20 protein-coding genes are annotated in these 25,203 nt (G+C 74.2%); 8 read left to right on the top strand and 12 right to left on the bottom strand.

The genetic code is table 11. From position 1 onward, the window contains the following. Positions 1–10 precede the first annotated feature (10 nt). Positions 11–2,641 (top strand): molybdopterin-dependent oxidoreductase, encoded by a 2,631-nt coding sequence (locus FYW95_RS08980; RefSeq protein WP_159943224.1) that lies wholly within the window; start codon positions 11–13, stop codon positions 2,639–2,641. After that, positions 2,584–3,615 (top strand): FAD binding domain-containing protein, encoded by a 1,032-nt coding sequence (locus FYW95_RS08975; RefSeq protein ID WP_159943225.1) that lies wholly within the window; start codon positions 2,584–2,586, stop codon positions 3,613–3,615. Before FYW95_RS08980 ends, FYW95_RS08975 begins: the two co-directional genes overlap by 58 nt. Before the next feature lie 52 nt (positions 3,616–3,667). Here the strand turns inward: FYW95_RS08975 and FYW95_RS08970 are convergent, their stop codons facing one another. The 4 genes from FYW95_RS08970 to FYW95_RS08955 all read right to left on the bottom strand — a co-directional run bounded on the left by FYW95_RS08970 (position 3,668) and on the right by FYW95_RS08955 (position 10,304). Next, positions 3,668–4,618, bottom strand: a complete 951-nt coding sequence (locus FYW95_RS08970) for a D-alanine--D-alanine ligase family protein (protein WP_159943226.1) — start codon at positions 4,616–4,618, stop codon at positions 3,668–3,670. A gap of 54 nt (positions 4,619–4,672) precedes the next feature. Next, on the bottom strand, positions 4,673–5,905 hold the full coding sequence (locus FYW95_RS08965) for an aminotransferase-like domain-containing protein (protein WP_159943284.1): 1,233 nt from the start codon (positions 5,903–5,905) through the stop codon (positions 4,673–4,675). 819 nt (positions 5,906–6,724) lie between these two features. Continuing rightward, on the bottom strand, positions 6,725–8,023 hold the full coding sequence (locus tag FYW95_RS08960) for a GAF domain-containing protein (RefSeq protein ID WP_159943227.1): 1,299 nt from the start codon (positions 8,021–8,023) through the stop codon (positions 6,725–6,727). A gap of 778 nt (positions 8,024–8,801) precedes the next feature. Beyond that, positions 8,802–10,304 (bottom strand): PucR family transcriptional regulator, encoded by a 1,503-nt coding sequence (locus FYW95_RS08955; RefSeq protein WP_159943228.1) that lies wholly within the window; start codon positions 10,302–10,304, stop codon positions 8,802–8,804. A gap of 105 nt (positions 10,305–10,409) precedes the next feature. On the opposite strand from FYW95_RS08955, the gene FYW95_RS08950 reads away from it, so the two are divergent. The 4 genes from FYW95_RS08950 (at position 10,410) to FYW95_RS08935 (ending at position 14,772) form a co-directional block, all read left to right on the top strand. Further along, the gene (locus tag FYW95_RS08950; RefSeq protein WP_159943229.1) at positions 10,410–10,589 is read left to right on the top strand and encodes a hypothetical protein; all 180 of its coding nucleotides are present in this window, start codon (positions 10,410–10,412) and stop codon (positions 10,587–10,589) included. Beyond that, positions 10,586–11,533, top strand: coding sequence for an agmatinase (speB, locus tag FYW95_RS08945; RefSeq protein WP_159943230.1), 948 nt, complete (start codon positions 10,586–10,588; stop codon positions 11,531–11,533). Before FYW95_RS08950 ends, speB begins: the two co-directional genes overlap by 4 nt. A 192-nt stretch (positions 11,534–11,725) precedes the next feature. Then, positions 11,726–13,294, top strand: coding sequence for a purine-cytosine permease family protein (locus tag FYW95_RS08940; RefSeq protein ID WP_236567845.1), 1,569 nt, complete (start codon positions 11,726–11,728; stop codon positions 13,292–13,294). Between the two features lie 35 nt (positions 13,295–13,329). Then, on the top strand, positions 13,330–14,772 hold the full coding sequence (locus FYW95_RS08935) for an aminobutyraldehyde dehydrogenase (protein ID WP_159943231.1): 1,443 nt from the start codon (positions 13,330–13,332) through the stop codon (positions 14,770–14,772). A gap of 45 nt (positions 14,773–14,817) precedes the next feature. Here FYW95_RS08935 and FYW95_RS08930 read toward each other — a convergent pair whose 3' ends face one another. From FYW95_RS08930 to FYW95_RS08910, 5 genes are all read right to left on the bottom strand, one after another. Continuing rightward, complete coding sequence (locus tag FYW95_RS08930; protein WP_201294773.1) at positions 14,818–15,438, bottom strand: TetR/AcrR family transcriptional regulator; 621 nt, start codon at positions 15,436–15,438, stop codon at positions 14,818–14,820. A 205-nt stretch (positions 15,439–15,643) separates the two neighbouring features. Further along, complete coding sequence (gene ddaH / locus FYW95_RS08925; protein WP_370462395.1) at positions 15,644–16,474, bottom strand: dimethylargininase; 831 nt, start codon at positions 16,472–16,474, stop codon at positions 15,644–15,646. A 221-nt stretch (positions 16,475–16,695) separates the two neighbouring features. Further along, positions 16,696–17,991, bottom strand: a complete 1,296-nt coding sequence (locus tag FYW95_RS08920; protein WP_159943233.1) for an extracellular catalytic domain type 1 short-chain-length polyhydroxyalkanoate depolymerase — start codon at positions 17,989–17,991, stop codon at positions 16,696–16,698. A 318-nt stretch (positions 17,992–18,309) separates the two neighbouring features. After that, positions 18,310–18,690, bottom strand: a complete 381-nt coding sequence (locus FYW95_RS08915) for a VOC family protein (RefSeq protein ID WP_159943234.1) — start codon at positions 18,688–18,690, stop codon at positions 18,310–18,312. A gap of 186 nt (positions 18,691–18,876) precedes the next feature. After that, positions 18,877–19,881, bottom strand: coding sequence for a non-homologous end joining protein Ku (locus FYW95_RS08910; RefSeq protein ID WP_160050257.1), 1,005 nt, complete (start codon positions 19,879–19,881; stop codon positions 18,877–18,879). A gap of 185 nt (positions 19,882–20,066) precedes the next feature. On the opposite strand from FYW95_RS08910, the gene FYW95_RS08905 reads away from it, so the two are divergent. Then, positions 20,067–21,161 (top strand): zinc-binding dehydrogenase, encoded by a 1,095-nt coding sequence (locus FYW95_RS08905; RefSeq protein WP_159943236.1) that lies wholly within the window; start codon positions 20,067–20,069, stop codon positions 21,159–21,161. Between the two features lie 55 nt (positions 21,162–21,216). Here FYW95_RS08905 and FYW95_RS08900 read toward each other — a convergent pair whose 3' ends face one another. After that, entirely contained in the window at positions 21,217–22,056 is an 840-nt protein-coding gene (locus FYW95_RS08900) for a hypothetical protein (RefSeq protein ID WP_159943237.1), read from the bottom strand. A 228-nt stretch (positions 22,057–22,284) separates the two neighbouring features. Here FYW95_RS08900 and FYW95_RS08895 point away from each other — a divergent pair, with 228 nt between their 5' ends. After that, entirely contained in the window at positions 22,285–23,949 is a 1,665-nt protein-coding gene (locus FYW95_RS08895; RefSeq protein ID WP_159943238.1) for an FAD-binding dehydrogenase, read from the top strand. Positions 23,950–24,001: 52 nt separating this feature from the next. Here FYW95_RS08895 and FYW95_RS08890 read toward each other — a convergent pair whose 3' ends face one another. Both FYW95_RS08890 and FYW95_RS08885 read right to left on the bottom strand, forming a co-directional pair. After that, positions 24,002–24,229 (bottom strand): type II toxin-antitoxin system antitoxin, encoded by a 228-nt coding sequence (locus tag FYW95_RS08890; protein WP_159943287.1) that lies wholly within the window; start codon positions 24,227–24,229, stop codon positions 24,002–24,004. Between the two features lie 15 nt (positions 24,230–24,244). Beyond that, the gene (locus FYW95_RS08885) at positions 24,245–25,153 is read right to left on the bottom strand and encodes an SPFH domain-containing protein (protein ID WP_159943239.1); all 909 of its coding nucleotides are present in this window, start codon (positions 25,151–25,153) and stop codon (positions 24,245–24,247) included. Between the last annotated feature and the right edge of the window lie 50 nt (positions 25,154–25,203).

Below are 25,203 nucleotides of genomic sequence, written 5' to 3'. Positions count from 1 at the left end.
AAAGCAGCCCATGAACGTCCGAGTCAACGGCTCCTCCTCCCCCGCCCCCGACTCCCCCCAGACCACCGCCGCCGAGCACCTGCGCGACCAGCTCGGCCTGACCGGCACCAAGATCGCCTGCGGCACCGGCGTCTGCGGTGCCTGCACCGTCCTGGTGGACGGCGCGCCCACCGCTTCCTGCCTGCTCCCCGCCGACCGCCTGGAGGGCCGCGAGGTCACCACCGTGGAGGGCCTGGGCGGCGACCACCCCGTCCAGCGCGCCTTCGCCGCGCACGACGCCCTTCAGTGCGGCTACTGCACCCCGGGGTTCGTGGTCGAGGCCAGCGCCTTCGTCGACGGCTGGCGCGCCGAGCACGGCGACGTCCGACCCGACCGAGCGCAGGTGGCCGAGGCCATGGCCGGGCACCTGTGCCGCTGCGGGGCCTACGAGGGGATCTTCACCGCCGTGGCCGCGGCCTGCGCCGGGGAGTTCGACACCGAACCCGACCGGGACCCGCCGCGCTCCGACGCCCTGGACAAGGTCACCGGGCGGGCCCGCTTCAGCGCCGACCGGGCCCCGGAGGGCTGCTGGGAGGGCGTGCTCGTGCGCTCGGTCCACGCCCACGCGCGGGTGCGCTCCGTCGACCCCGGCGGAGCGCGTGGACAGGCCGGGTCCGACGGGTCCGCGAACGCGGTGTTCGTGGACCTGCTGGGGCCGGAGCGGCTGGTGCGCTACGCGGGCCAGCCCATCGCCGCCGTGGCCGCGCCCACCGCCGCCCTGGCCCGCACCGCCGCGGCGTCGGTGCGGGTGGACTACGAGGTGCTGCCCGCCGTGGTCGACACCGAGCTCGCCCGGGCCGAGGACGCGCCGCTGGTCTACCCCACCCGCGCCGAGCGCCGCGCGGCCCCCTCCTACGGCGAGGCCCCCACTCCCCCGGCCCCCTGGCGGGGCAACGTACACGGGCCCGCCACCCTGAGCTGGCGCGGCCCCACCGCCGCGCGGCGCCTGCGCGCGGCCGCCGAGCGCGGTGACCCGAGGCTGGTGGCGCAGGAGTACTCCACCGCCGCCCAGGCGCACAGCCCGCTGGAACCCCACGTGTGCGTGGCCTCCTGGGACGGGGACGGGGAGCTGACCCTGCACGTGTCCACCCAGACGGTGGGCAAGGTCGCCCGCAAGGCCGCCGAGCGCTGGGGGCTGGCCCCCGAGCGCGTGCACGTGGTCGGCGAGTACGTCGGCGGCGGCTTCGGCGCCAAGAACGGCCTGTCGGTGGACATGGTCGCCGCCACGGAACTGTCCCGGCTCGCCCACGCCCCGGTGCGCGTGTCCTTCGACCGCGCAGAGGAGCTGACCGACGCCGGGCACCGCGCCGCCACCAACACCCGGGTGGCGCTGCTGGCCGACTCCGACGGCAACCTGTCCGCGATGAGCGTGGACTCCCACGGCGACGGCGGCACCGCGGTGGGCTCCACCACGGCCACCCTCGCGCTGCTGATGTACGGGCGCTCCCCGCGCCGGGTCCGCGACTTCGACGTGGTCACCCACCGCCCGCCGGGGATGCCCATGCGCGCACCCGGCGGCCCCCCGCTGGCCTGGGCGCTGGAGCAGGCCGTGGACACGATGGCCGCACGCCTGGGCGAGGACCCCCTGACCCTGCGCCGCCGCTGGGACGGCAATCCCAAGCGGCAGGCGCTGTACGAGCGCGTGGCCGACCTGGAGCTGTGGCGGGGGCGCCCGCGCGGGCCGCGCACCGGCCGGTTCCGGCGCGGGGTGGGCCTGGCCGCCTCCAACTGGCTCTACCTGATGGACCCCACGGCACGGGTGGAGCTGTCGGTCGAGGACGGCGCGGTCGTGGTGCGCTCGGGCGTGCAGGACATCGGCACCGGGATCCGCACCGTGCTGGGCGAGGTGGTCGCCGACCGGTTGGGGATCCCCTCCGGCGACGTGCGCGTGGAGATCGGTGACGGCGACGCGGAGCCCGGCACGGGTTCCTTCGGCAGCCGTACCACCACCTCCATGGGCCCGGCCGCCGCCGACGCGGCCGAGCGGCTGCGCGCGGCGCTGCGCGAACACGAGCCCGCCGTTCCCGCCTCCGGGCCCGTTCCCCAGGACGTCCTCAAGGACGCGCTGTCCGCCGCCGAGGGCCTGCGGGTGGTCGGCGGGCGCGGACGCGACCGCTGGGGCGCGGTGACCCCCGCCATGGGCGACCTGGCCGTGGGGCGGGGCCTGACCGGAGCGGTGCACGTGATGGAGGTGGAGGTGGACACCCTGCTGGGCCGGGTGCGCCCCACCCGCTGCTGGGCCGGGGTGGCCGTGGGACGGGTGTACTCCGAGCGGCTGGCCCGCAACCAGTGCGAGGGCGCCGTGGTGCAGGGCGTGGGCTACGCGCTCTTCGAGGAGCGCCGCCACGACCCGGCCACCGGGGTGATGCTCACCGACAACATGGAGGACTACCGGATCCCAGGCATGGGGGACGTGCCCGAGACCGAGGTGTACTTCCACCAGGAGGGGTTCGAGCACGCGGCGGGCGCGGGGGTCGGGCTGGGCGAGGTCTCCGTGGTGGGCGTGGCCGCGGCCGTGGCCAACGCGGTGCACGACGCCACCGGATGGCGCCCGCACGAGCTGCCGCTGCGACCGGACCGACTGATCGGGGGACTGCGTTGACCACCACACGACCCGAGGACCTGGGCCGGGCCCTGGCCCAGCTGGACGGTACGGGGGCGCGCCCGCGCGCCGGGGGCACCGACCTGACCGCGTGCCTGGCCGCGGGGGTGCTGGAGCCCGCCCCCGTGGTCGACCTGGCCGGAGTGCGCGAGCTGCACGGGGTGGAGTGGCTGCCCGACGGCGCGGCCCGCCTGGGCGCGCTGACCACCGTGGACGAACTGGCCGCTGACCCCCGGCTGGCCGGCGCCTACCCCGCGCTGGCCGCGACCGCCCGCGAGCTGGCCACGCCGCAGGTGCGCAACGCCGCGACGCTGGGCGGCAACCTGCTCCAGCGCAACCGGTGCTGGTACCTGCGCAACCCCGCCTTCGACTGCTTCCACACCGGTGGCGACTCCTGCCCGGCGCGCGGGGGCGACCACCTGTACGGGGTGGTCGTGGACCAAGGGCCGTGCGTGGCGCCGCACCCGTCCTCGCTGGCCGTGGCGCTGCTGGCCTACGACGCCTCGGTGCTGGTGGCGGGCGCGGACGAGCAGGAGAGGGCGGTGGCGGACCTGTACGACGCCGCCGCCCCCGCCCGCGACCACGTGCTGGAGCCGGGGCAGGTGCTGGTGTCGGTGCGCCTGCCCGTCCCGCGGGAGGGTGAGCGGGCCGCCTACCGGCGGGCCACCGGGCGTTCCCGCGCGGAGTGGCCGCTGGTGGAGGCGGTGACGCGGGTCGTCCTCCACGAGGGTCGGGTGTCCCACGCGGCGGTGGCGGTGGGCGGGGTGGCGCGCACCCCGCTGCGGCTGCCCGGTGTGGAGGCCGCCCTGACCGGCGCGCGCCCGGGCCGCCACTGGGGGCCGGAGGTGGAGGAGTCGCTGGCGGCGCTGGCCGACCTGTGCTCCCCGCTGCCCGCGACCGGGTACAAGGTGGACCTCATGCGCGCCACCGTGCGCGACGTCCTGGAGCGGGCCCTGGAGGTCCCGGGGCGCTGACCCCGCAGGGCCCCGCCGGAGGGATCCGGCGGGGCCCGCGTCGCGCCCGGGTTCAGCCGCGCAGCAGCGCCTGGTGGGCCAGTTCGCGGCAGACCAGGCCGAAGTCCAGCCCGGCGGCGGCCGCCGCCATCGGGAACGTGGAGGTCTCGGTCAGGCCGGGGGCCACGTTGGTCTCCAGGAAGGTCACCGCACCGTCCTCGCGCACGATGAGGTCGGTACGCGAGAAGTCGCGCAGGCCCAGGACGCGGTGCGCGGTCAGGGCGACCTCGGTGGCGGCGGCGAGGGCCGCCGCCTCCAGGCGCGCCGGGCAGAAGAACTCGGTGCGCCCGGCGGTGTAGCGGGCGGCGTAGTCGTAGACCCCGCCGTCGGGCACGATCTCCACCGGCGGCAGCGCCACCGGCCCGTCGCCGGTGTCCAGGACGCCCACGGCCAGCTCGGTGCCCTGTACCTGCTCCTCGACCAGGGCCGAGTCGCTGTAGGCGAAGCAGGACACCAGGGCGGCCGAGAGCTCCTGCACCGAGGTGACCGGGGTGGCGCCGAAGGCCGAGCCGCCGCGGTCGGGCTTGACGAACAGCGGCAGGTCCAGCCGGTCGGCCAGCCGCTCCAGCAGCGCCGGGGCGCCCAGGTCGTGGAAGGCCGACTTGGGCAGCACGGCACCGCGCGGCACCCGAACCCCCCGCTCGGCGAGCAGCGCCTTGGCGGCGGGTTTGGAGTAGGCCAGGCGGCAGGCGGCGGGGCGGGCGCCCACGTAGGGCACCCCCGCCAGTTCCAGGACCTCGCGGATGGCGCCGTCCTCGCCCGCGGACCCGTGCAGGACCGGGAAGACCACCTGCGGCGGATCCTGGGAGAGGCGGTCCAGCAGGCCGGAGTCGACGTCGGCGACCTGGACCTCCACGCCCAGGCGGCGCAGCGCCTCGGCGACGCTGCGCCCGGAGTGGACGCTCACCTCGTGTTCGGGGGACAGGCCCCCGGCGAGAACGAGAACCCGGTCAAGGTCTGCCACGGCGCGGACCTCCTTCTGTGCTGCTGTCATGGTGCTTGAGCCCTCGCGGGGGTGTCAGGGCAGGTCGGGTGCGGGGCCCCGGGTTCCCTCGGAGCCCGGGGCCAGGGTGGTGCCGAACGTATCACGCAGGTCGACCTCCCCCTCGATGGCTCCGACGAGGCGCCGTACGCCCTCGCGGATCTGCTCGGGTGTGGGGTAGCAGAAGCTCAGGCGCATGTTGGCCCGGCCCCGCCCGTCGGCGTAGAAGCCCGTGCCGGGGACGTAGGCGACGCGTTCGGCCACGGCGCGGGGCAGCATGGCCTTGGCGTCGATGCCCTCGGGCAGGGTGGCCCAGACGAAGAACCCGCCCTCGGGCCGGGTCCAGGTGCAGCCCCGCGGCATCATCGCGGTCAGCGCGTTGAGCATGGTGTCGCGGCGCTCGCTGTACATGGTGTTGAACGCCTTGATCTGCTCGCGCCAGGGGAAGGTGTTGAGGTAGCGGCGCACCACCAGCTGGTTGAAGGTGGAGTGGCTGAGCATCGCCGACTCGGCGGCCAGGACGAGCTTGGCGCGCACCGCCGCCGGGGCCAGCGCCCAGCCGATGCGCAGGCCCGGGGAGAGGGTCTTGGACAGCGAGCCCAGGTAGATGACGTTGCCCTCGCTGCGCGAGTACAGGGTGGGCTCGGGGTCGCCGTCGTAGCGCAGCAGGCCGTAGGGGTTGTCCTCGACGACGAGCACGTCGTGGCGCTCGCAGGCCTCGATCACGCTGGCCCGGCGCTCGGCCGACATGGTGATCCCGGCCGGGTTCTGGAAGTTGGGGATGGTGTAGAAGAACTTGACCGGTCGCCCGTCCAGCTCGGCGCGGACGAGCGCCTCCTCCAGGTCCTCGGGGATGACGCCCTGCTCGTCCATGGCCACGTGGCGGATGTCGGCCTGGAAGGCGGCGAAGGTGTTGATCGCGGTGACGTAGGTGGGGGCCTCGGTCAGGACGATGTCGCCGGGGTCGACGAAGACGCGGGTGATGAGGTCCAGGGCCTGCTGGGAGCCGACGGTGACGATGACGTCGTCGGGGCTGGCGCTGATGCCCTCCAGGGTCATGTAGTCGCAGATCTGCTCGCGCAGGACGGGGTCGCCCTGGGCGGATCCGTACTGCAGGGCGGCGGCGCCCTCCTCGGCCACGACGTCCTTGACCAGTTCGCTGATCTGGTCGAGCGGCAGTGCCGCGACGTTGGGCATGCCCCCGGCGAGGGAGACCACCTCGGGGCGCGAAGCGACGGCGAAGAGTGCCCGGACCTCCGATGCGACCATGCCCTGTGCTCGGCGTGCGTAGCGGCCGACGTGCGGGTCGATACGCGAGCCCTGCTGGACGGGCTGCTGCTCTCGGTGGTCAGCGGACACGGTCCACCTCCGAAGAAGGACGGTCTGTGGGGTCGGACGGGGTGCCGTCCGGGGACGTTCGGCCTGTCCCGGGTTCGACGCCCTCGTCGCCCCCGCGGTTCACACGGCGCCGCGTGCGGCCGGCCGCGGCGGCGTCGGTGAGACGGTCGGGTTGGCTGAGCCGCGGGTGAGCGCGGTCCGGTAAATGCACAGAGTCTAGCCCACGGGACTGGTGCGGGCGCGGGGCCTCCCCTGCGGGCCGGACACCACACTCGTGGCACTCATCCTTTTCGTCCGATTAGACCGGAGGAACCGCCCCGCAGGTGCGGACGACACGCCGCGAGTTCGAAGCGGAGGCGGTCTTCCCCTTCCCGCCCACGGGCGGGAAGGGGAAGACGGGGACGGGTTCCCCCAACCCGTCCCCGGCGGACACGCCCGGCGACGCTGTCGCCACGGGCGCGGCCATCAGCGCGAGGCCGCCGGGGGCTTCCCCCGAATCCCCTGGGCGGCCGGCCCGGTGGCGCGGATTCTCCCGTCTCTCCCCGGGACCCCCCTCAAGGTCCGAAGGCCGTGGACGCGCCACGCGTCCGTCGGAGGCCGGCCGACGTGCCCTCTCTTGCCCGACGACCGCCGCCGACTCCGAGCCGCGCACGCACAGTCCATCGCAGCTCATTCGGGACGGCAACGGTTGCACTACGTTGCGAAGCGGTCGCGCAGAGTCCTCCTTTCCCGTTCGGGGACCCGAGAACCTCAGCGCCAGGGGGTGACGCCGTCACCGATCGCCTCGCGCAGGGCGCGCACACCGGGGGCCACCGATCCGGGCAGCAGGTCCTCCGGGTGCTCGGGCGCCCTCACCCGGACCAGCACCTCCTCGCTGAACCGGTAGGGGCGGCTCTCGATGATGCCGCCCAGGTGGCGGCGCACGCGGGAGAGCTCGGCGCGCACCGTGACCACGTGTCCGCCCGCGCCGAACACGTCGTGGGACAGCTGGGCGCCCGTGCGCCCCTCGCGGTGCACGGCCAGCAGGAGCAGCAGCTCGGCGTGGCGGGGGGTGAGCCGGTGCGCCCACTCGCCGCTGGGCCCCGAGACCGCCATGGCGGGCACGGGCCGGGTCAGGTCCAGGGTGACGGTGGAGGGGGCGGCCTGCTCCGTCGGCCTCGGGCGCACCAGCCAGCCGCCGGGCAGCGGCTCCAGGGCGCACTCCCCCAGCGCGGGCAGCCAGGCCGTGCCGGTCTCGCGGCGCTTGGGCAGCAGCACGCGCCGGACCGGTTCCATGTGCACGGCGGCCGCGGTCCACCCGGCCTCGTCCACCACCAGCGCGCGCTCGCTCATCCCGGCCAGCAGGGGCGCGGCCACCGAGCGCAGACGTTCCAGGTGGGTGTGGTGGATGCTCTGCAGGTGCGCCTCGGCCAGCTGGGCCACCGCGTTGACCAGGGCCAGCGTGGAGGGGTGGATGGTGGAGACCGGCCCGGTGACGTCGATGGCGCCGAGCAGACGGCCGTCGCGGGGGTCGTGGATGGGCGCGCAGGCGCAGGTGAGGGTGTGCAGGCGGCGCACGAAGTGCTCGGCGGAGTAGACCTGCACGGGCCTCCCCACGGCCAGGGCGGTGCCGATGGCGTTGGTGCCGGTGCTGCCCTCGTTCCAGAACGCCCCCTCCACCAGGCCCACCCGGTCGCCGATCCCGCAGATGCGCCGGGAGCCGTCGCGCCACAGGATCTGGCCGGCGGCGTCGGTGACCAGCATGATGTGGTCGGCCTCGTCGGCCACCGAGACCAGGGAGCTGCGGATCAGCGGCAGGACCTCGGCGATCGGCGAGGCCTCGCGCAGCCGCTGGAGCTCGTCCGGGCGCGCCATTCGCGGCGGCGGCGCGCTGTCGGGCTCGATGCCGAAACGGCGCGTGCGCCCCCAGGAGTCCTCGATGACCGGGCGCAGCGGCGCGGGCGCCGGGCGCCCGCTGAACGAGGCCTCGTGGACCCTGCGCAACAGGAGCGCGTGCTCGCGGGCGTCGGCTCCGGCGGGTAGGGCCGTGTCCAGCAGCGGAAACGACATGGGACCGTTCCTAAACAGTATCCGGGAGTGGCACCTGACCCCGCGTCCCGGAACCGCGCGCGCCCCGAACGGTGCCGGGCCCGCTGGTCTTCCGCGTTCTCCTTCTCCCCGCCCGGCGACGCGCACCGTGAACGCGTTTCGGAGCCCGGTCACGCACGGCCGCCCCGCTCGGGGCGGGGACCAGGAACGGCTCACCCGGCTGCCGAAGCCGCCTCGTACCGGTACGTGCCACCCCGACCACCTCCTGTGACCGTGTACCTGCGTCGGTGTGTTCGAGACGACGGTAGCGAAGACCGGGGACGCGCGTGGCGGGAATCCGCGAAGTTTCCCGGCCACCGCCCACGACGGGCTTCTCCGGGAGCCTCCTCGGCACCGGGTGTCTCCATCCTGGCGGTCAGCGCCACGGCGCTCACCCGTGTGTGCTCGTGTGGGTTCGAGGAATCCGTCACGCCGGCAGTCGGCGCCCCCTGGCGTTCACGGCGGCGTCCCCCGCGGGTGCGGGCGAGGTGGAGGGAACGGGGCCGCACCCGCGTTCCGGAAGCCGCCGGCGCCTTCCGCTCTCCCACCGGGATTATGCCCGATGTCTCCTCGCCGGGCGAGCGGCTCTCCGCGATTCCCGGCCGACAGAGCAGATGCGCACCGCTCCGCGCCCCCGGGAGCCGCGCTGGCGGGGGCGCGCCGGTGACGGCCACGCACCACTCATCACCTGGCGTGGGACGCCTCCCGCGCAGGAGACGGCACGTGGGAGCGCACGGGACACCGGACGCTCCCGCGGACCTCACTCCCCGGGCAGGCGGGTGAGGGCGAACCACAGGCGCATGCGCTGTTCGGCGTCGGCCAGGTCCACGCCCAGGTCGCGCTCGATCCGGCCGATCCGGTAGCGCACGCTGTTGCGGTGCGCGCCCAGGTCGGTGGCGGCCCGATCCCAGTTGCCGTGCCGGGTGAGCCAGACCCGCAGGGTGCGGCGCAGCGCTCGGGCGGTCTCGTCGGTTCCCGCCAGCGGACCCAGGACCCGGCGGGCCAGGTCCTCGGCGGCGGGCCCCAGCAGGGCGTCCAGGGGGTCACCCTCCTCCAGCAGCGGTCCGCCGACCGCCCGGGCCCGGGCGAGCAGGGCCCGGGCGCGCCGGTCGGCCTCGGCCAGGCGCTCGGGCGGCACCGGCCCGCTCAGGGCGCCGATCCAGCCGTGGACGCGCAGGCGGTCCAGCAGGCTCCGGTGCACGGTCTCGCCCCCGTCGGCGAGGACGGCCCGCAGCCGCTCGGAACCGGCCTCCAGCAGCCGGGTGTCCAGGGGCAGCGCGGCGGGCGCGGTGCTGGGCCCCCGGCCGACCGGGGCGGCGTGCAGGACGCGGTGGGCTCCGGAGCCGCCCTCGCGGGCGCCGGTGAGCTCGGCCAGCAGCGGCCCGGCCCCCTCGGGCAGGCCGCCCTCCAGGAGCAGGCCGGTGAGCAGGCGTCCCTGGGCGGAGGGGGCGCTGCGCTGGAAGGTGCGGGCGAGCACCTCCAGCAGGGCGGTGGCGGTGCGCAGGACGGCCCTGTCGGTGACGCCCAGGGGGTCGGGGCGGCCGACCACGGCCACGCCGTGCTCCCGGGGCGGGGAGCCCACGGTGTGAAGGAACACCTCGTCGCCGCCCAGGAGGGCCTTGGCGCTGCGCGGCCCGCGGGGGCGGGTGAGCCGGTCCAGGAGCTCGTCCAGTTCCGGTTCCGCCTCCGGCGGGGCGCCGGGCGTGCGGTGGGCGCCCGGCGGCACCGAGGCCGAGGGGCGGGCCAGGACCGCCCAGCCGCCCAGGGCCTCGGCCAGCACCCGCAGGACGCGGTCCACCGGGGCGTCGTCGGTGACGGCCAGGGCCAGGGCCTGGTGCGCCTCACCCAGGCGGCGCAGGTCGCGCAGGCGCAGTTCCTCCAGTTCGGCGCCCACGGCCTGGCTGACGGCGGCGAAGGGGGTGGGGCGGGGCACCTCCACCAGCGGCAGGCCGCGCAGGCGGCACTGGTCGACCAGTCCGGCCGGCACGGTGTCGTGGACGGGGGTGACCCCGAAGCCCACCGCGCTGACCCCGGCCCCGACCAGGGAGTCCACGTAGGCGCGCAGCCCCGGCCCGGTGCCGGGCAGGTTGACGCCCGCGGTGAGCAGCAGTTCGCCGCCGCGCAGGTAGGCCGCGGGGTCGGCCAGCTCGCTGACCACCGCCCAGCCGATCCCGGGATCCCCCGCCGCCACGAGGGCGGTCAGGTCCAGGTCGCGGCGGGCCAGGACCGTGCTCAGCGGCACCGTGTGGCCCTCGTCCGGCATCGCGCCCCCTCCGTGGCCGTCGTGTGTGCGTCGCGGCGGCCCCGGGCTTCGCACACAGAAGCGCGCGCACCGCACGTTATGGATACCTCATCCCAAGAAACACCCATGACTGGGCGGTTCATCCGCTGGAGTGCGCACCCGGGCCTACCTAACCTGTCCGCAGTTGCCGTGGCCCGCGCCGCCGCCGCCGGGACACCGGACCCGGGAACCGCCCACGAGACGGCACCGAACGGCACCGGCCGTGCCGAGCACACCGACGACGAGAGGGACACCCGCACCCGATGAACGCACCGATCGGACCCACCGACTCCAGCCTCGTGCCGCGCTTCGCCGGACCGGCGACCTTCGCCCGGCTGCCCCGCATCGACCAGGTGGAGCGGGCCGACATCGCCGTGGTCGGCGTCCCCTTCGACACCGGGGTCTCCTACCGCCCCGGCGCTCGCTTCGGCCCCTCGGCCATCCGCGAGGCCAGCCGACTACTGCGCCCCTACCACCCGGGCCTGGACGTGTCCCCCTTCGCCGCCGCGCAGGTGGTCGACGGTGGTGACATCGCGGTCAACCCCTTCTCCATCGGCGACGCCGTGGAGACCCTGGACGAGGCCTCCTCCCAGTTCGTGCGGGCGGGCACCCGCCTGGTCACCCTGGGCGGCGACCACACCATCGCCCTGCCGCTGCTGCGCTCGCTGTACCGCCGGTACGGGCCCATCGCCCTGCTCCACTTCGACGCCCACCTGGACACCTGGGACACCTACTTCGGCGAGCCCTACACCCACGGCACCCCGTTCCGCAGAGCCGTGGAGGAGGGCATCCTCGACACCGAGGCGCTGTGCCACGTGGGCACCCGCGGCCCGCTGTACGGCAAGAAGGACCTGGAGGAGGACCGTCGGTTCGGGTTCGGCATCGTCACCTCCGCCGACGTCATGCGTAAGGGCGTGGACGAGGTCGCCGACGCCCTGCGCCAGCGCATCGGCGACCGGCCGCTGTACGTGTCGGTGGACATCGACGTGCTCGACCCCGCGCACGCCCCCGGCACCGGCACCCCCGAGGCGGGCGGCCTGACCAGCCGCGAGCTGCTGGAGATCCTGCGCGGACTGGCCTCGTGCAACCTCGTGGGCGCCGACGTGGTGGAGGTCGCCCCCGCCTACGACCACGCCCAGATCACCGCCACGGCCGCCTCCCACGTGGCCTACGACCTGGTCAGCGTGCTGGCGCTGAACCACCGGGCCTGAGCCGCCTCCCCCGCGGCCGACGGGTACGCCCGCCGCACCGGCCCAGGCGCACGGCCCCGGGTCCCGGAACCCGCCCGGCTCCGGGACCCGGCCGCCCCCGGGGCGCGCGTCAACGGCGCCGCGCGCCCCTCCCCCTTCCCTGTTCACAGCCTCCCGGGCCGAGCCCGGGAGCCTCCTGCCTGGAGTAACGCCGTGCCCGTACCCCACCGCCCGGACGAGACCGTCCCCGCCGCGCCCCCGAGAGTGACCGAGGTGGAGAGCTTCGGTGTCGCGCCGATCCCGGTGCGCGCGCAGACCTCGCGCCCCTTCGACCTGTTCCGCCTGACCTTCGGGGGCGCCAACACCTTCGCCACCATCATCCTGGGCACCCTGCCCATCGCCTACGGGCTGGGCTTCGCCGCCGCCGCGAGCGCGACGGTGGTCGGTGTGGTGGCGGGCGCGCTGATCCTGTCGCCGATGGCGCTGTTCGGGCCGCGCACGCGCACCAACAACGCGGTCTCCTCCGGCGCGCACTTCGGCGTGGTGGGCCGCTCCCTGGGCTCCCTGCTGTCGTTGCTGACCGCTGTGACCTTCTTCTCCATCTCGGTGTGGGTCAGCGGCGACGCGATCGTGGGCGCGGCCGCGCGGTTCGGCTTCGAGGGCGGTGAGTGGCTGCGCGCGGTCGCCTACGGGGTCATCGCCGTGGCGGTGTTCGCCGTGTGCGTGTTCGGGTACCAGTTCATGCTCCTGATCAACAAGGTCGCCGTGGTGGCGGGCAGCGCGCTCATGCTGTTGGGCGCGGTGGCCTACGGCGGCGCCTTCGACCCCTCCTACGCCGGGAGCGGCGACTACGTCCTGGGCGGGTTCTGGCCGACCTGGGTGCTGGCGGTGCTGACCATCATGGCCAACCCCGTCTCCTTCGGCGGGTTCCTGGGCGACTGGGCGCGCTACATCCCGGCCTCCCGTTCCACCCGCTCGCTGCTGGCCGCGCCGTTCCTGGCCCAGGCGGCCACCCTGCTGCCGTTCCTCTTCGGGCTGGCCACCGCGACCCTGGTCGCCGACCCCGGGGACTACGTCACGGGCCTGGCCGCGGCCTCCCCGCTGTGGTACGCCCTGCCGCTGCTGCTGGTGGCCCTGATCGGCGGGCTGTCCACCGGCACCACCGCCCTGTACGGCACCGGCCTGGACTTCTCCTCGCTGGTGCCCCGGCTCAACCGGGTCCAGGGAACCGTGGTGGTGGGCTGCCTGGCGCTGGTGCTGGTGTTCGTGGGCACCTTCCTGTTCGACATCGTCGACACCATCAACGCCTTCGCCGTCCTCATCGTGCTGCTCACCTCGCCGTGGATGGTCATCCTCATGCTCGGCTACGCGTTCCGGCGCGGGTTCTACCTGGTGGAGGACCTGCAGGTGTTCAACGAGGGGCGCCGGGGCGGCGCCTACTGGTTCCGCGGCGGCCTGAACTGGCGGGCCCTGGCGGCCTGGGCGCTGGCCGCGCTGGCCGGGCTGGCCTTCGCCAACACCCCGATGCTGGTGGGTCCGCTGGGGAACCTGGCGGGCGGGGTGGACCTGAGCCTGCCCGCGGCCCTGGTGACGGCCGCGGTCGTCTACCCGGCCGCCGTGGTGGCCTTCCCCGAGCCGCGCGCGGTGTTCGGGCCCCGGGGCCCCTGGCTGGTCCCGGCCGCCCCGGAGCCGGTGGGCGGCGCCGTCCCCGAACCGGCGTTCCGGACCGCCGCCGCTCCCCGGGACGCGGGCGAGTCCGCGCCCGAACCGACCGCCCCCTGACCTTTCCCCATCCATCGCGACCGACACGAGGACACATGCGCATCGACGCCTTCGACACCCTGCCCAGCTTCGTCGACGGGCACCCGCTCCCGGCCGGGGACGCCCGGACCCTGGACCTGGTCGACCCGGTCACCGGAGAGGTCAGCGGGCGCGCCGGGGTCGGCGGGGCCGCCGAGGTCGAGGCGGCCATGGCCTCCTCCGCCCGCGCCTTCGCCGGGTGGCGCGGGCGGGGCACCCCGGCCCGGCGCCAGGACGCCCTGCTGGCGCTGGCCGACGCCCTGGCCGCCCGCGCCGGGGAGTTCGCCGACGCCGAGTGCCGCGAGACCGGCAAGCCGCGCGCCTCGGTGCTGGAGGAGGAGATCCCCTTCTGCGTGGACACCCTGCGCTTCTTCGCCGGGGCCGCGCGCCACCTGGAGGGCCGCGCGGCCGCCGAGTACCTGGAGGGGCACACCTCCTGGGTGCGCCGTGAGCCGGTGGGGGTGTGCGCGGGCATCACCCCGTGGAACTACCCGCTGATGATGGCGGTGTGGAAGATCGGTCCGGCGCTGGCGGCGGGCAACACGGTGGTGCTCAAGCCCGCCGAGACCACTCCGACCACCACGGTCATGCTGGCCGAGGCCGCCGCCGACGTGCTGCCCCCGGGGGTGTTCAACGTGGTGGTGGGCGACCGCGACACCGGGCGGCTGGTGGTGGAGCACCCGGCGGTGCGGCTGGTGTCGCTGACCGGGTCCACCCGGGCGGGCGTGCAGGTGGCCCGGGCCGCCTCGGCCGACCTCAAGCGGCTGCACCTGGAGTTGGGCGGCAACGCCCCCGTGCTGGTCTTCGACGACGCCGACGTGGAGGCGACCGCCCGGGGCGTCGTGGCGGGGGCCTTCCTCAACGCGGGCCAGGACTGCACCGCGGCCACCCGGGTGCTGGTGCACGAGCGCGTCCACGACGCGTTCGTGGCCGAACTGTCCCGGCTGGCCGCGGCCCAGGTCACCGGGCGTTCGCCCGAGGAGGCCGGGGACTTCGGCCCGCTCAACAACGCCGACCAGTTCGCCCGTGTCACGGGGCTGCTGGAGCGCCTGCCCGCGCACGCGGTGGTGGAGACCGGCGGCCACCGGGTGGGCGGGAAGGGCTTCTTCCTGGCGCCCACCGTGGTGTCGGGCCTGCGCGCCGACGACGAGATCGTCCGCGAGGAGGTCTTCGGCCCGGTGGTGACCGTGCAGCGCTTCACCACCGAGGAGGAGGCCCTGGCGCTGGCCAACGGGGTCGAGCAGGGGCTGGCCTCCTCGGTGTGGACGGCCGACCACGCCCGCGCGCTGCGGGTCAGCGCCGAACTGGACTTCGGCGCGGTGTGGGTCAACAGCCACGGCGGGCTGACCTCGGAGATGCCGCACGGCGGGTTCGGGCACTCCGGGTACGGCAAGGACCTGTCGGCCTACAGCCTGGAGGACTACACGCGGGTCAAGCACGTGATGAGCGCCCTGCGCTGACCGGGACGCGTGCCCGGCCCGGAGGCCTTCGCGTCCCGGTCCGGGTCACACCGCGCTGGCGGAGCGGGCCCGCATGTGGGACCAGGTCAGGTCGGTGACCTGGCGCGCCATGGCCTCCGGGCACTCCTCCGGGTGGTCCAGGAGCCAGTCGGCGAAGGCGTCGGCGGTACTGACCGCGATGCGGGCCAGGAGTTCGGCGTCCTCGGCTGCCAGCGGCAGGTCGGCGCGGGTGCAGCCGGTGATGAGCGCGGCGACCTCGGTGGTGACCCGGTCGCGCATGCGCGCGGTCTCCGCGGCGAAGGGCTCACTGGTCAGGGCCGCTCGCCGGTAGAGCACGGTCCAACTGTCGCGGTGGGCGGTGACGAAGGTGAAGAAGGCCCGCATCCCCCGGTGCAGGGGGTCCTCCCCGGCCGGGGCCCGCGGGTCGTGCACGGCGGCGCGCACGGCCTCCACGAGCCGATCGGTCTCCCGGCGCACGCAGGCGGTGAAGACCCCCTCCTTGGAACCCAGGTACTGGTAAATGGTGGGTTTGGACGTCCCGGCCGCCGTGGCGATCTCCTCCACACTGACCGTGTGGTAATCGCCGCGGGAGAACACGGTGACGGCGGCGTCGATCATCTTCTGTTCCCTGATCCGACGCGGAAGTCGGCGCTGTTTCGTTGTCACGTTCCCAGACTTTATTGCGATGGCGCTATTTGACCAGGGTCCGTAGTCCCGGGCATACGCTTTCCCGGATACGGATGATCTTGCGCGCGTACGTGACCTGTGGCTATCAGTGAGTCGACCCTAACGCGGAGTGGCATTTCCCACATCCATTCCGGTTTGCTGGTCGTATTGCGCACGAAGGTGCGCCGGCGGAGGCGGGATTTTGTCAGAGCGGTGCGTCGCGCAGTTCCAGCGTGCAGCACTTGGCACCGCCGCCCGCCTTGCGCAGTTCGTCCAGCTCCACGGGGTGCACGGTGTAGCCGAGGGCGCGCAGCCGGTCGGCCAGACCGGTGGCCTCGGCGGCCAGGACGACGTTGCGGCCGTCGCACACGGCGTTGAGGCCGAGCACGGCGGCGTCCTCCTCGGTGGCCAGGAGGGCGTCGGGGTACAGGGAGCGCAGCACCCGCTGGCTTCCGGCGGAGAAGGCCCCGGGGTAGTAGACGACCCGGTCCTCGGAGAGGGCGAACAGCGCGGTGTCCAGGTGGTAGAAGCGGGGGTCGGTCAGCTGCAGGGTGATGACGGGGCGGCCCAGGAAGCGCTCGGCCTCCTGGTGCGCGGCGGCCTCGGTGCGAAAACCGGTGGCGGCCAGGATGACCTCGCCCAGGGTGAGGAAGTCGCCCTCCCCCTCGTTGACGTGCTTGGGCTCGCGGGTCTCGGTGTAGCCCGCCTCGCGGAACCACTCCAGGTAGGCCGGCCCCTCGGGGGTGCGTTCGGCGCTGGCGAAGCGCGCGCCGTAGACCCGGCCGTCCACGACCAGGGCGCCGTTGGCGGCGAAGACCATGTCGGGCAGGCCCTCGATGGGGGTGATCTCGCTGACCCGGTGCCCCAGTCGCAGGTAGAGGTCGCGCAGCGCCTCCCACTGGTCGAGCGCACGCGCGCGGTCCACGCCCGCGGCGGGGTCCATCCAGGGGTTGATCGCGTATTCCACAGCGAAGTAGGTGGGGCGGCACATCAGGTAGTGCCGGGTAAGCGGCGCCAGGCCGTCCGGTCGAGCCACGAAAACCTCCCGCGGGCCGCACGGAACGCCGTTCAGCCCCCGGTGGTACATGTGTTTACCACACCGGGGTTTCCGCGCGGACGAAGAGGAGATACCCGCCTCCGGCACGGATCAACAGGGGTCTCTCCACAGACTTTTCCATAAACGCGGGAAATGGCATCGCCATTGTCCGCGGCGCGGCCCCGAGCGGGGCCGCGCCGCGGTGGTGGCCGGGTTCCGGGTCAGCCCGTGGTGCAGACCGCGCCGTTGAGGGCGAAGCCGGTGGGCGCTCCGGGGTTGCCGGTGTGGGTGGCCTGGTAGCCGATGCCCACGCTGGCGCCCGGGGCGAGGCCGGCGTTGTAGGGGGCGTTGGCGGCGGTGACCGCCCCGCTGGCGGGGGCGTAGACGGCGTTCCAGCCCGAGGTGATCGTCTGCCCGGCGGGCAGGGTGAAGCCCAGCCTCCACCCGTCGATCGCGGTGGTGCCGGTGTTGGTGATGGTCAGGGAGGCGGTCAGGCCGGTGTTCCAGGCGTTGGTGGTGGCCGTCACGCTGCAGGCCCCCTCGGGGTCGGGGCCGGGGTCGGGGCCGGAGCCGCCGTCCCGGTCGAGCCCGAAGAAGGCGATGGCGCTGGCCGCCATACCGCTCCGGAACAGGTCGTGACCGGTGCCCCTCATGCTGATCGCCTCCACGAGGGCCTGGTCACCGGTGCCGCCGTAGCGGGTGCGGGTCCAGTCGGGCTGGGGCTGGTCGGTCCCGGCCGGGGTCTGGCCGAGGCCGTGGACGTTGGTCCACTGCTCGATCTCCTCGACGAAGTTGGCGTAGCGCAGCACGTCGTCCTCGGTGCCGTGCCACAGCTGCATGCGCGGGCGGGGCCCCTCGTAACCGGGGTAGGAGGCGCGGACCAGGTCACCCCACTGCTGGGGGGTGCGGTCGATGTTCCCGTTGGCACAGGCGCTGTTCCAGCCGGAGCCGTCGGTGGTGGCGAAGCAGCCGAAGGGCACGCCGCTGAAGGCCGCCCCGGCGGCGAACACGTCGGGGTAGTTGGCCAGCATCACGTTGGTCATCATGGCGCCGGAGGAGACGCCGGTGACGAAGATCCGGTCGGTGTCGGCGTCGTAGGCGTCCACGACGTGGGCGACCATCGAGCGGATGCCCACCGGGTCGCTGCCGCCCCCGCGGCGCAGCGCCCCGGGTGAGGCCACGTCGAAGCACTGGCTGCTGCGGGTGACGGACGGGTAGACGACGATGAAGCCGTACCGGTCGGCCAGGGAGGCGTACTCGGTGTTGGAGTGGAAGACGGGACCGCTTCCGGTGCACCAGTGCTGGGCGACCAGTACCGCGGGGTCCTCGGTGACGGTGTCCGGCACGTAGAGGTACATGCGCAGGCCGCTGGGGTTGGGGCCGAAGTCGGTGACCTCGGTCAGGGTGGCGGCCGAGGCCGGCGGTGCGGTGAACAGGAGGGCTGCCAGCAAAGGCAGGACGGCGGCGGTGAGTGCGCCGACCGCCCGGATGAGGGGGTTCGTGCGTGGGTGGGTCACGTTCGGGCCTTCCCGACTGCGGTTGGGGGGTTTCGGCACGGTGTCCGCGCCCGTCCAGGACACGAGGGGCTGCCGCGCGAACACGGCACGTGTTGGGAGCGCTCCCAGATACTGTCGGGGCCGAAACGGGATTCGTCAACCCCCGTCGCGCCCCGGGCCGACCGGTCCGGGGCGCGGGAAGCGGCCACCGAGACCCCCGGTGTGCGGGTTCCCCTGGTCGGGAAACCCTCCACCGGAGGCCTCGGTGGCCCCGCGATGGCGACACGCCCGTCACACCGGACCCCGGGCCAGGCCGCACGCAGGCGCGGCCGACGGGCGTCAGAGCGGGTCGAGGCGGGCCTTGAGCAGACAGAACTCGTTGCCCTCGGGGTCGGCCAGGACGTGCCACTGCTCCTGCCCCGTCTGGCCGATGTCGGCCGGGCGCGCACCGAGCCCCAACAGGCGTTCGAGTTCGGCGTCCTGGTCGCGGTCGGTGGCGTTGACGTCGATGTGCAGCCGGGCCTTCCCCGGCTCCGGCTCGTCCCTGCGGCTGAGGATGATCGTCGGCTGCGCGCCGCCGAACCCCTCGCGGGGCCCGATCTCCACCATGTCGTCTCCCTCGCGGTCGAGCACGACGAAGTCCAGGACCTCGCACCAGAACCGCGCCAGCGCCTCGGGGTCACGGCAGCCGAGCACGAGCTCACTGATACGACACGCCATGAACGAAACCCGCTCTCACTCCGGGGACGACGGCGAAGGCCGCACGCGAACCGCGTGGGCCCGCCGAAGGACAACCCGGCGAGCGTACCGGTCGGGGCGGGCACGGGCGAGGGGATTTCAGGGCCGGTCCCGCCCGGCCGCCCGGACGGGACCGTCGGACATGCGGCGGGGAGGCGGGCCCCGGCCTCAGGCGCGTCCGCGCTGTCCGGCCAGGCCCACCGCCTCCTCCAGTTCCTCGCGGCTCATCTTCGAGCGGCCGGGCACGTCCAGCTCCGAGGCGCGCTGGAGCAGTTCGCGCTTGGTGACGCGGCCCCGGGACCTGTGTTCGTCCGTACGGGCGCCCTCGCCCCTGCGCGGGGCGCCGCCCTGCCGGGGGTCGCGCGGGCCGGGGGCCCGGCCGCGCCCGGCGGCGCGGGACGGCAGGCTCTGGCGCAGGGCCTCGCCGAGCCCGTCGCCCTCCTCCCGGGCGGGCGCGGTCCGCTCGGGCCGGTGGGTGAAGGTGCGGCCCCGCGCCTTGGCGCGGACCAGCTCGGTCAGGCGCTGGCCGTAGCTGTCGGAGTAGTCGTCGGGGTTCCACTCGACGGACAGCGACCGGACCAGCTCGCGGGCCAGCTCCAGTTCCTCCTTGGCCAGGGCGGTGTGGCCCACGGGCGGCATGACGTCGTCGGGTTCGCGGACCTCGTCGGGCCACCACAGGGTGGAGGCCGACAGGACGCCCCGGTTCGGCTCGACGAGCACCGGGTACTCGCGGTCGCGCAGGACCACGGTGGCCACGCCGGTGCGGCGGGTCTGCTCCAGCGCGGTGTAGAGCAGCTGGTAGGCCCGGGCGTCGGCCCCCGACCGGGGCGCGACGTAGTAGGTGGCGGCGTACCACAGGGCGTCGACCGAGCCCTGGGACAGGAAACCGTTCAGCTCCATGGTGCGCGAGCCGTGCGGCAGGAGCTCCTCCAGCTCCTCCGGTTCCAGGACGACGTACTCGTCCTCGACCCCCGTCCTGGCCCCGCGCACGACGTCCTCGCTGGCGACCTCCTCACCGGTGCGCTCGTTGACCCGCACGTAGCGGATGCGGTCGGCGGTGCCGCGCTCGAACTGGTGCAGTACGGGTCCCCTGCGCTCGCGCGCGCTGTACAGGCGCACGCCGATCGCCACCCTGCCGAACATCAGGGTCCCCACCCAAACCGGATTGACCATGACCCCCTCCTTCGCCTCCCATCATCGCCCTCACCAGGCAAAATATCGGTCGAAAAAGGCAAAGGACACGAAACGGACTCAACGCGGACTCCTCCGTCGCGGGCCCCCGAGGACAGCCACCCCGACTTTAAACCGACCAGTCGGTATTGCTACTGTCACGGCAGTCCCCGATTGGAGTTCCTCCCATGAGTACGACCGTCAAGGCCGCCGTCTTCTCCGAGCAGGGCGCCCCTCCGAGCATTCGGGACCTGGTCCTGCCCGACCCCGGCCCCGGCCAGGTGCGGGTACGCCTGGCCGCGGCGGGCGTGTGCCACTCCGACCTGTCGCTGTCCAACGGCACCCTGGCCCAGAAGTGGCCCGCCGTGCTGGGGCACGAGGGCGCCGGAACCGTGGACGCGGTGGGCGAGGGCGTCACCTCCGTGGTGCCCGGCCAGCAGGTGATCCTCAACTGGGCGCCCGCCTGCCGCGAGTGCTGGTTCTGCCGCCAGGGCGAGCCGTACCTGTGCGAGCACGCGCTGGACCGCACCGCGCGGCCGTACGCGGAGCTGTCCGACGGCACCCCCGTCTACCCGGGGCTGGGCTGCGGCGCCTTCGCCGAGGCCACCGTGGTCCCCGACCACGCCGTGGTCCCGCTGCCGACGGGGGTCGACCCGGCGGCGGCGGCGGTGCTGGGCTGCGCCGTGCTCACCGGCTGGGGCGCGGTCAACAACTCCGCCCGGGTCCGCCCGGGCCAGTCGGCCGTGGTCCTGGGCCTGGGCGGGGTGGGCCTGTCGGTCCTGCAGGCGGCCCGCCTGGCCGGGGCGGACCCGGTGATCGCGGTGGACGTCTCCCCCGACAAGGAGGAACTGGCCCGCTCGCTGGGCGCGCACGAGTTCCTCGTCGCGGACGGCTCACTGGTCAAGGCCGTGCGCGCGCTGACCGGCGGCCGGGGCGCCGACCACGCCTTCGAGGTGGTCGGCTCGGCCCGGGTGGTGCGCACCGCCTGGGACGTGTCCCGGCGGGGCGGCACGATCACCGTGGTGGGCGTGGGCAGGCGCGACGACGAGGTCTCCTTCAACGCCCTGGAGCTGTTCCACCAGGCGCGGACGCTGCGCGGGTGCGTCTACGGCACCAGCGACCCGGCGCGCGACGTGCCGCTCATCGCCGAGCGGGTGCGCGCGGGCGATCTGAGGCTGTCGGCCATGGTCACCGACGAGATCCCGCTGGAGGGCGTGCCGGAGGCCTTCGAGCGGATGGCCCAGGGCAGGGGCGGACGGTCACTCGTGCGCTTCGGCTCCTGAGCTCCCGGGGCCGCCGGGTCCGGGTCGCCACGGGGGCGTCCCCCGGACCCGGCGGTCAGCGTCCGCGCGACGGAACAGGGTTGCCCTCGGCGTCGAGCATGGTGACCTCCATGGGGGCGCTCTCGGTCCCGCCCGTGTAGCCGTACCACCCGCGCGCGCCCATCCGATCGGCCGTGACGAACAGCGCCCAGTACAGCAGGGGCACGAGCAGGGAGCCGGGGAGCACGAAGAGGTAGGTGAACAGCGCCATGGCCCCGAAGGATCCCATCAGGACCACCGTCGGAGCTCCGCGTCCCAGGTAGCCCCATCCCTCGACCGCCACCAGGACCAGCAGCACCAGCATCGGATCGCCGAGAAGCGTCATCAGGAGGGGAACGAACACGGCGTAGACCACGGCCGTGTGCACCGGGAACGACACGACCAGGGACAGCGTGGTCCACCTCATCTCCCGTCCCCGCCTGGGCAGGAGCGCGAGTTGAGCGGGGTCCACGCGGCGCGTGTCGGCGGTGTCCGCCACGCGGCCCGCCCTGAGGCCGTTGCGCACACCGAGCGCGACGAAGACCCCGAAGCTCGACCACATGACCAGAACGGCCGCGGTGAGCGTGTCGCTCTCGGGCCGGTGCACCGCCAGCGGGGCGAAGCCGATGTCGGCGGCGGTCACGGAGGCCGCGCTGCCGACGAAGAGCACCACCGCGAGCAGTTCGGCCAGGGACAGCCACAGGGCGCCCTGGGCCATGCGGACCACCCCCGCGCGTTCCCCCTCCAGGACCTGGCGCCTGAGCCGCCGGAGGAGGGGGAACTGGACCAGGGGCAGAAGCAGGTGGAAGGCGAGCAGGCCGAGGCCGATCAGCGCGGCGACCGGGCCGGGGTCGAAGGTCGGGGGATGGAAGTACACGAGGGGTCCTTCGGCGGGCGGCGAGAGGGGTGACCAGCGCGGACGGAGACGGAGCGGTCCCGTCCGCGCGGGCCGCACGATTCTGTCGGACCACGCGGTTTTTGTCACCCGCTGACAAAGGGCGTGGCGTGGGACACACACCCCCCTTGCCCTTCCGCTCCGGGCCACGGCACAGTCGTCGCCATCGCGCACGCCGTGCCCGGGCACGGCCGACCTGAGGGGAACGGTATGGGTGACGGAGACGACCGCGCCGACGTGATCGTCGTCGGTGCGGGCCTGGCGGGCCTGACCGCGGCGGCCGAGCTCGCCGACGCGGGCAAGCGGGTCATCGTGCTCGACCAGGAGCCCGAGCAGTCCCTGGGCGGGCAGGCGTTCTGGTCCTTCGGCGGACTGTTCCTGGTGGACTCCCCCGAGCAGCGCCGCATGGGCGTGCGGGACTCGGTCGAGCTGGCCATGCAGGACTGGACGGGCACCGCCGGTTTCGACCGCCCCGAGGACGCCTGGCCCCGCAGATGGGCCGAGGCCTACGTGGACTTCGCCGCCGGGGAGAAGCGCTCCTGGCTGCACGCGCAGGGCCTGCGGTTCTTCCCCATCGTGGGCTGGGCCGAGCGCGGCGGCTACCTGGCCGACGGCCACGGCAACAGCGTGCCCCGCTTCCACATCACCTGGGGCACCGGGCCGGGCGTGGTCGCGCCCTTCGAGCGCCGGGTGCGCGCCGCCGCCGAGCGCGGCCTGGTCTCCCTGCGCTTCCGGCACCGGGTGGACGGGCTGGTGACCGCCAACGGCGCGGTCACCGGGGTGCGCGGCTCCGTGCTGGCCCCCAGCGACGTCCCGCGGGGGCGGGCGAGCAGCCGCGAGCCGGTCGGCGAGTTCGAACTCTCCGCGCAGGCGGTCATCGTCACCTCCGGCGGTATCGGCGCCAACCACGACCTGGTGCGCCGCAACTGGCCCGAGCGCCTGGGCACGCCGCCGGGGCATATGCTCTCGGGCGTGCCCGAGCACGTGGACGGGCGCATGCTCGCCGTCACCGAGGAGGCGGGCGGGCAGGTCATCAACCCCGACCGCATGTGGCACTACACCGAGGGCATCGAGAACTGGGACCCGGTCTGGGCACGGCACGGCATCCGCATCCTGCCGGGGCCCTCGTCGCTGTGGCTGGACGCGACCGGCAGGCGCCTGCCCGCGCCCTACTTCCCCGGATTCGACACCCTGGGCACGCTGGAGCACATCATGCGGACCGGCCACGACTACACGTGGTTCGTGCTCTCGCAGAAGATCATTGAGAAGGAGTTCGCGCTGTCGGGCTCGGAGCAGAACCCCGACCTGACCGGCAAGGACATCCGGCTCGTGCTCAAGCGGGTACTGCCCGGGGCCCCGGGGCCGGTGGAGGCCTTCAAGGAGAAGGGCGTGGACTTCGCGGTCGCCGACCGCCTGCCCGAACTGATCGCCAGGATGCGCCGGATCGCGGGCGACGGGGTGCTGGACGCCGACACCGTCACCCGTGAGGTGGTGGCCCGCGACCGGGAGATGGTCAACACCTTCACCAAGGACCTGCAGGTGACGGCGATCCACGGGGCACGCAACTACCGGGGGGACCGCCTGGCCCGGGTGGCCGGCCCGCACCAGATCCTGGACCCCAAGGCGGGACCGCTGATCGCGGTGCGCCTGCGCGTGCTCACCCGCAAGACGCTGGGCGGCCTGCACACCGACCTTCAGGCGCGGGTGCTGCGCGAGGACGGCACGCCGCTGCCGGGGGTGTACGCCGCCGGTGAGGTGGCCGGGTTCGGCGGCGGCGGGGTGCACGGCTACCGGGCGCTGGAGGGCACCTTCCTGGGCGGGTGCCTCTTCTCCGGGCGCACCGCGGGCCGGGCGGCGGCCGCCGCGCTGGGGTAGGCCGCGGCGGAGCCGGGTGCCCCGGGGCACCCGGCTCCGTGTGTCGGCGGGCTCACTCGGAGGCGGCGTCCTCGCCCTCCTTCCGGCCGGACCCGCGCGGCCGGCCCCGGCGGGGCATGGCCCCGGCTTCCCTGGGCATGCGCCCCGCCTCGTCCAGCGCGCGGCGCAGGAGGAACTCGATCTGTGCGTTGGTGCTGCGCAACTCCTGCCCGGCCCAGCGCGCGAGCGCGTCGTGGACGGCGGGGTCGAGCCGCAGCAGTACCTTCTTGCGCTCGGGCACGGCCACCTCAACGGGTTACTGGTACAGGGTCCCCGCGTTGACGACGGGATTGGCGGGACGGTCGGAGCACAGCACCACGAGCAGGTTACTGACCATGGCGGCCTTGCGCTCCTCGTCCAGTTCCACCACCTCCTCCTCCGACAGGCGGGCCAGGGCGCGGTCGACCATACCCACGGCGCCCTCGACGATCTCGGCCCGAGCGGCGATGAGCGCGCTGGCCTGCTGGCGCTGGAGCATGGCCTGGGCGACCTCCGAGGCGTAGGCCAGGTGGGTGAAGCGCGACTCCACGATCCGCACGCCCGCGGCCTCGACCCGCTCGCCGACCTCCTTGGACAGCTGCTCGGTGATCAGGTCGGCGCTGCCGCGCAGGGAGCGGCTGGTGTCGGCGTCATAGGAGTCGTAGGGGTAGTTGCCCGCGATGTGGCGCACGGCGGCCTCGGTCTGGATGGAGACGAACTCGACGAAGTCGTCCACCTCGAAGGAGGCGCGGGCGGTGTCCTCGACCTGCCAGACGATGACGGCGGCGATCTCGATGGGGCTGCCGGAGGCGTCGTTGACCTTCATGACGGAGGTCTCGTGGTTGCGGATGCGGGTGGAGACGCCCCTGCGCACGGTGAGGGGGTTGACCCAGCGCAGGCCGTCGTCGCGCACGCTGCCGACGTAGCGGCCGAACAGCTGGACGACCTTGGCCTCGTTGGGCGCCACCATCTCCAGGCCGATGAAGAGCAGGAGGCCGACGGCGGCCAGGACCACCCCGACCGGGATCCCGAACACGGGCCATCCGATCAGGGGCGACAGGGCCAGCCCGGCACCGACGAGGAACAGCAGGATGCTCACCACGGCCATGAGCATCCCGTTGACGCTGGCGGCACGGTGTTCGCGGTACTGGGGCGCGGGGGTGGGGATGTGGCCGGTCTCGGTCATCTGGGGTTCCGTCCTCTTCGTGGTGATGACTGGAGCATAGCATTGTGATA

This window comes from Nocardiopsis sp. FR4, from assembly GCF_009830945.1.
Classification (GTDB): Bacteria; Actinomycetota; Actinomycetes; order Streptosporangiales; family Streptosporangiaceae; genus Nocardiopsis.
The sequence above is the reverse complement of the archived record's forward strand: the minus strand, read 5'-3'. Positions and strand labels throughout refer to the sequence as shown.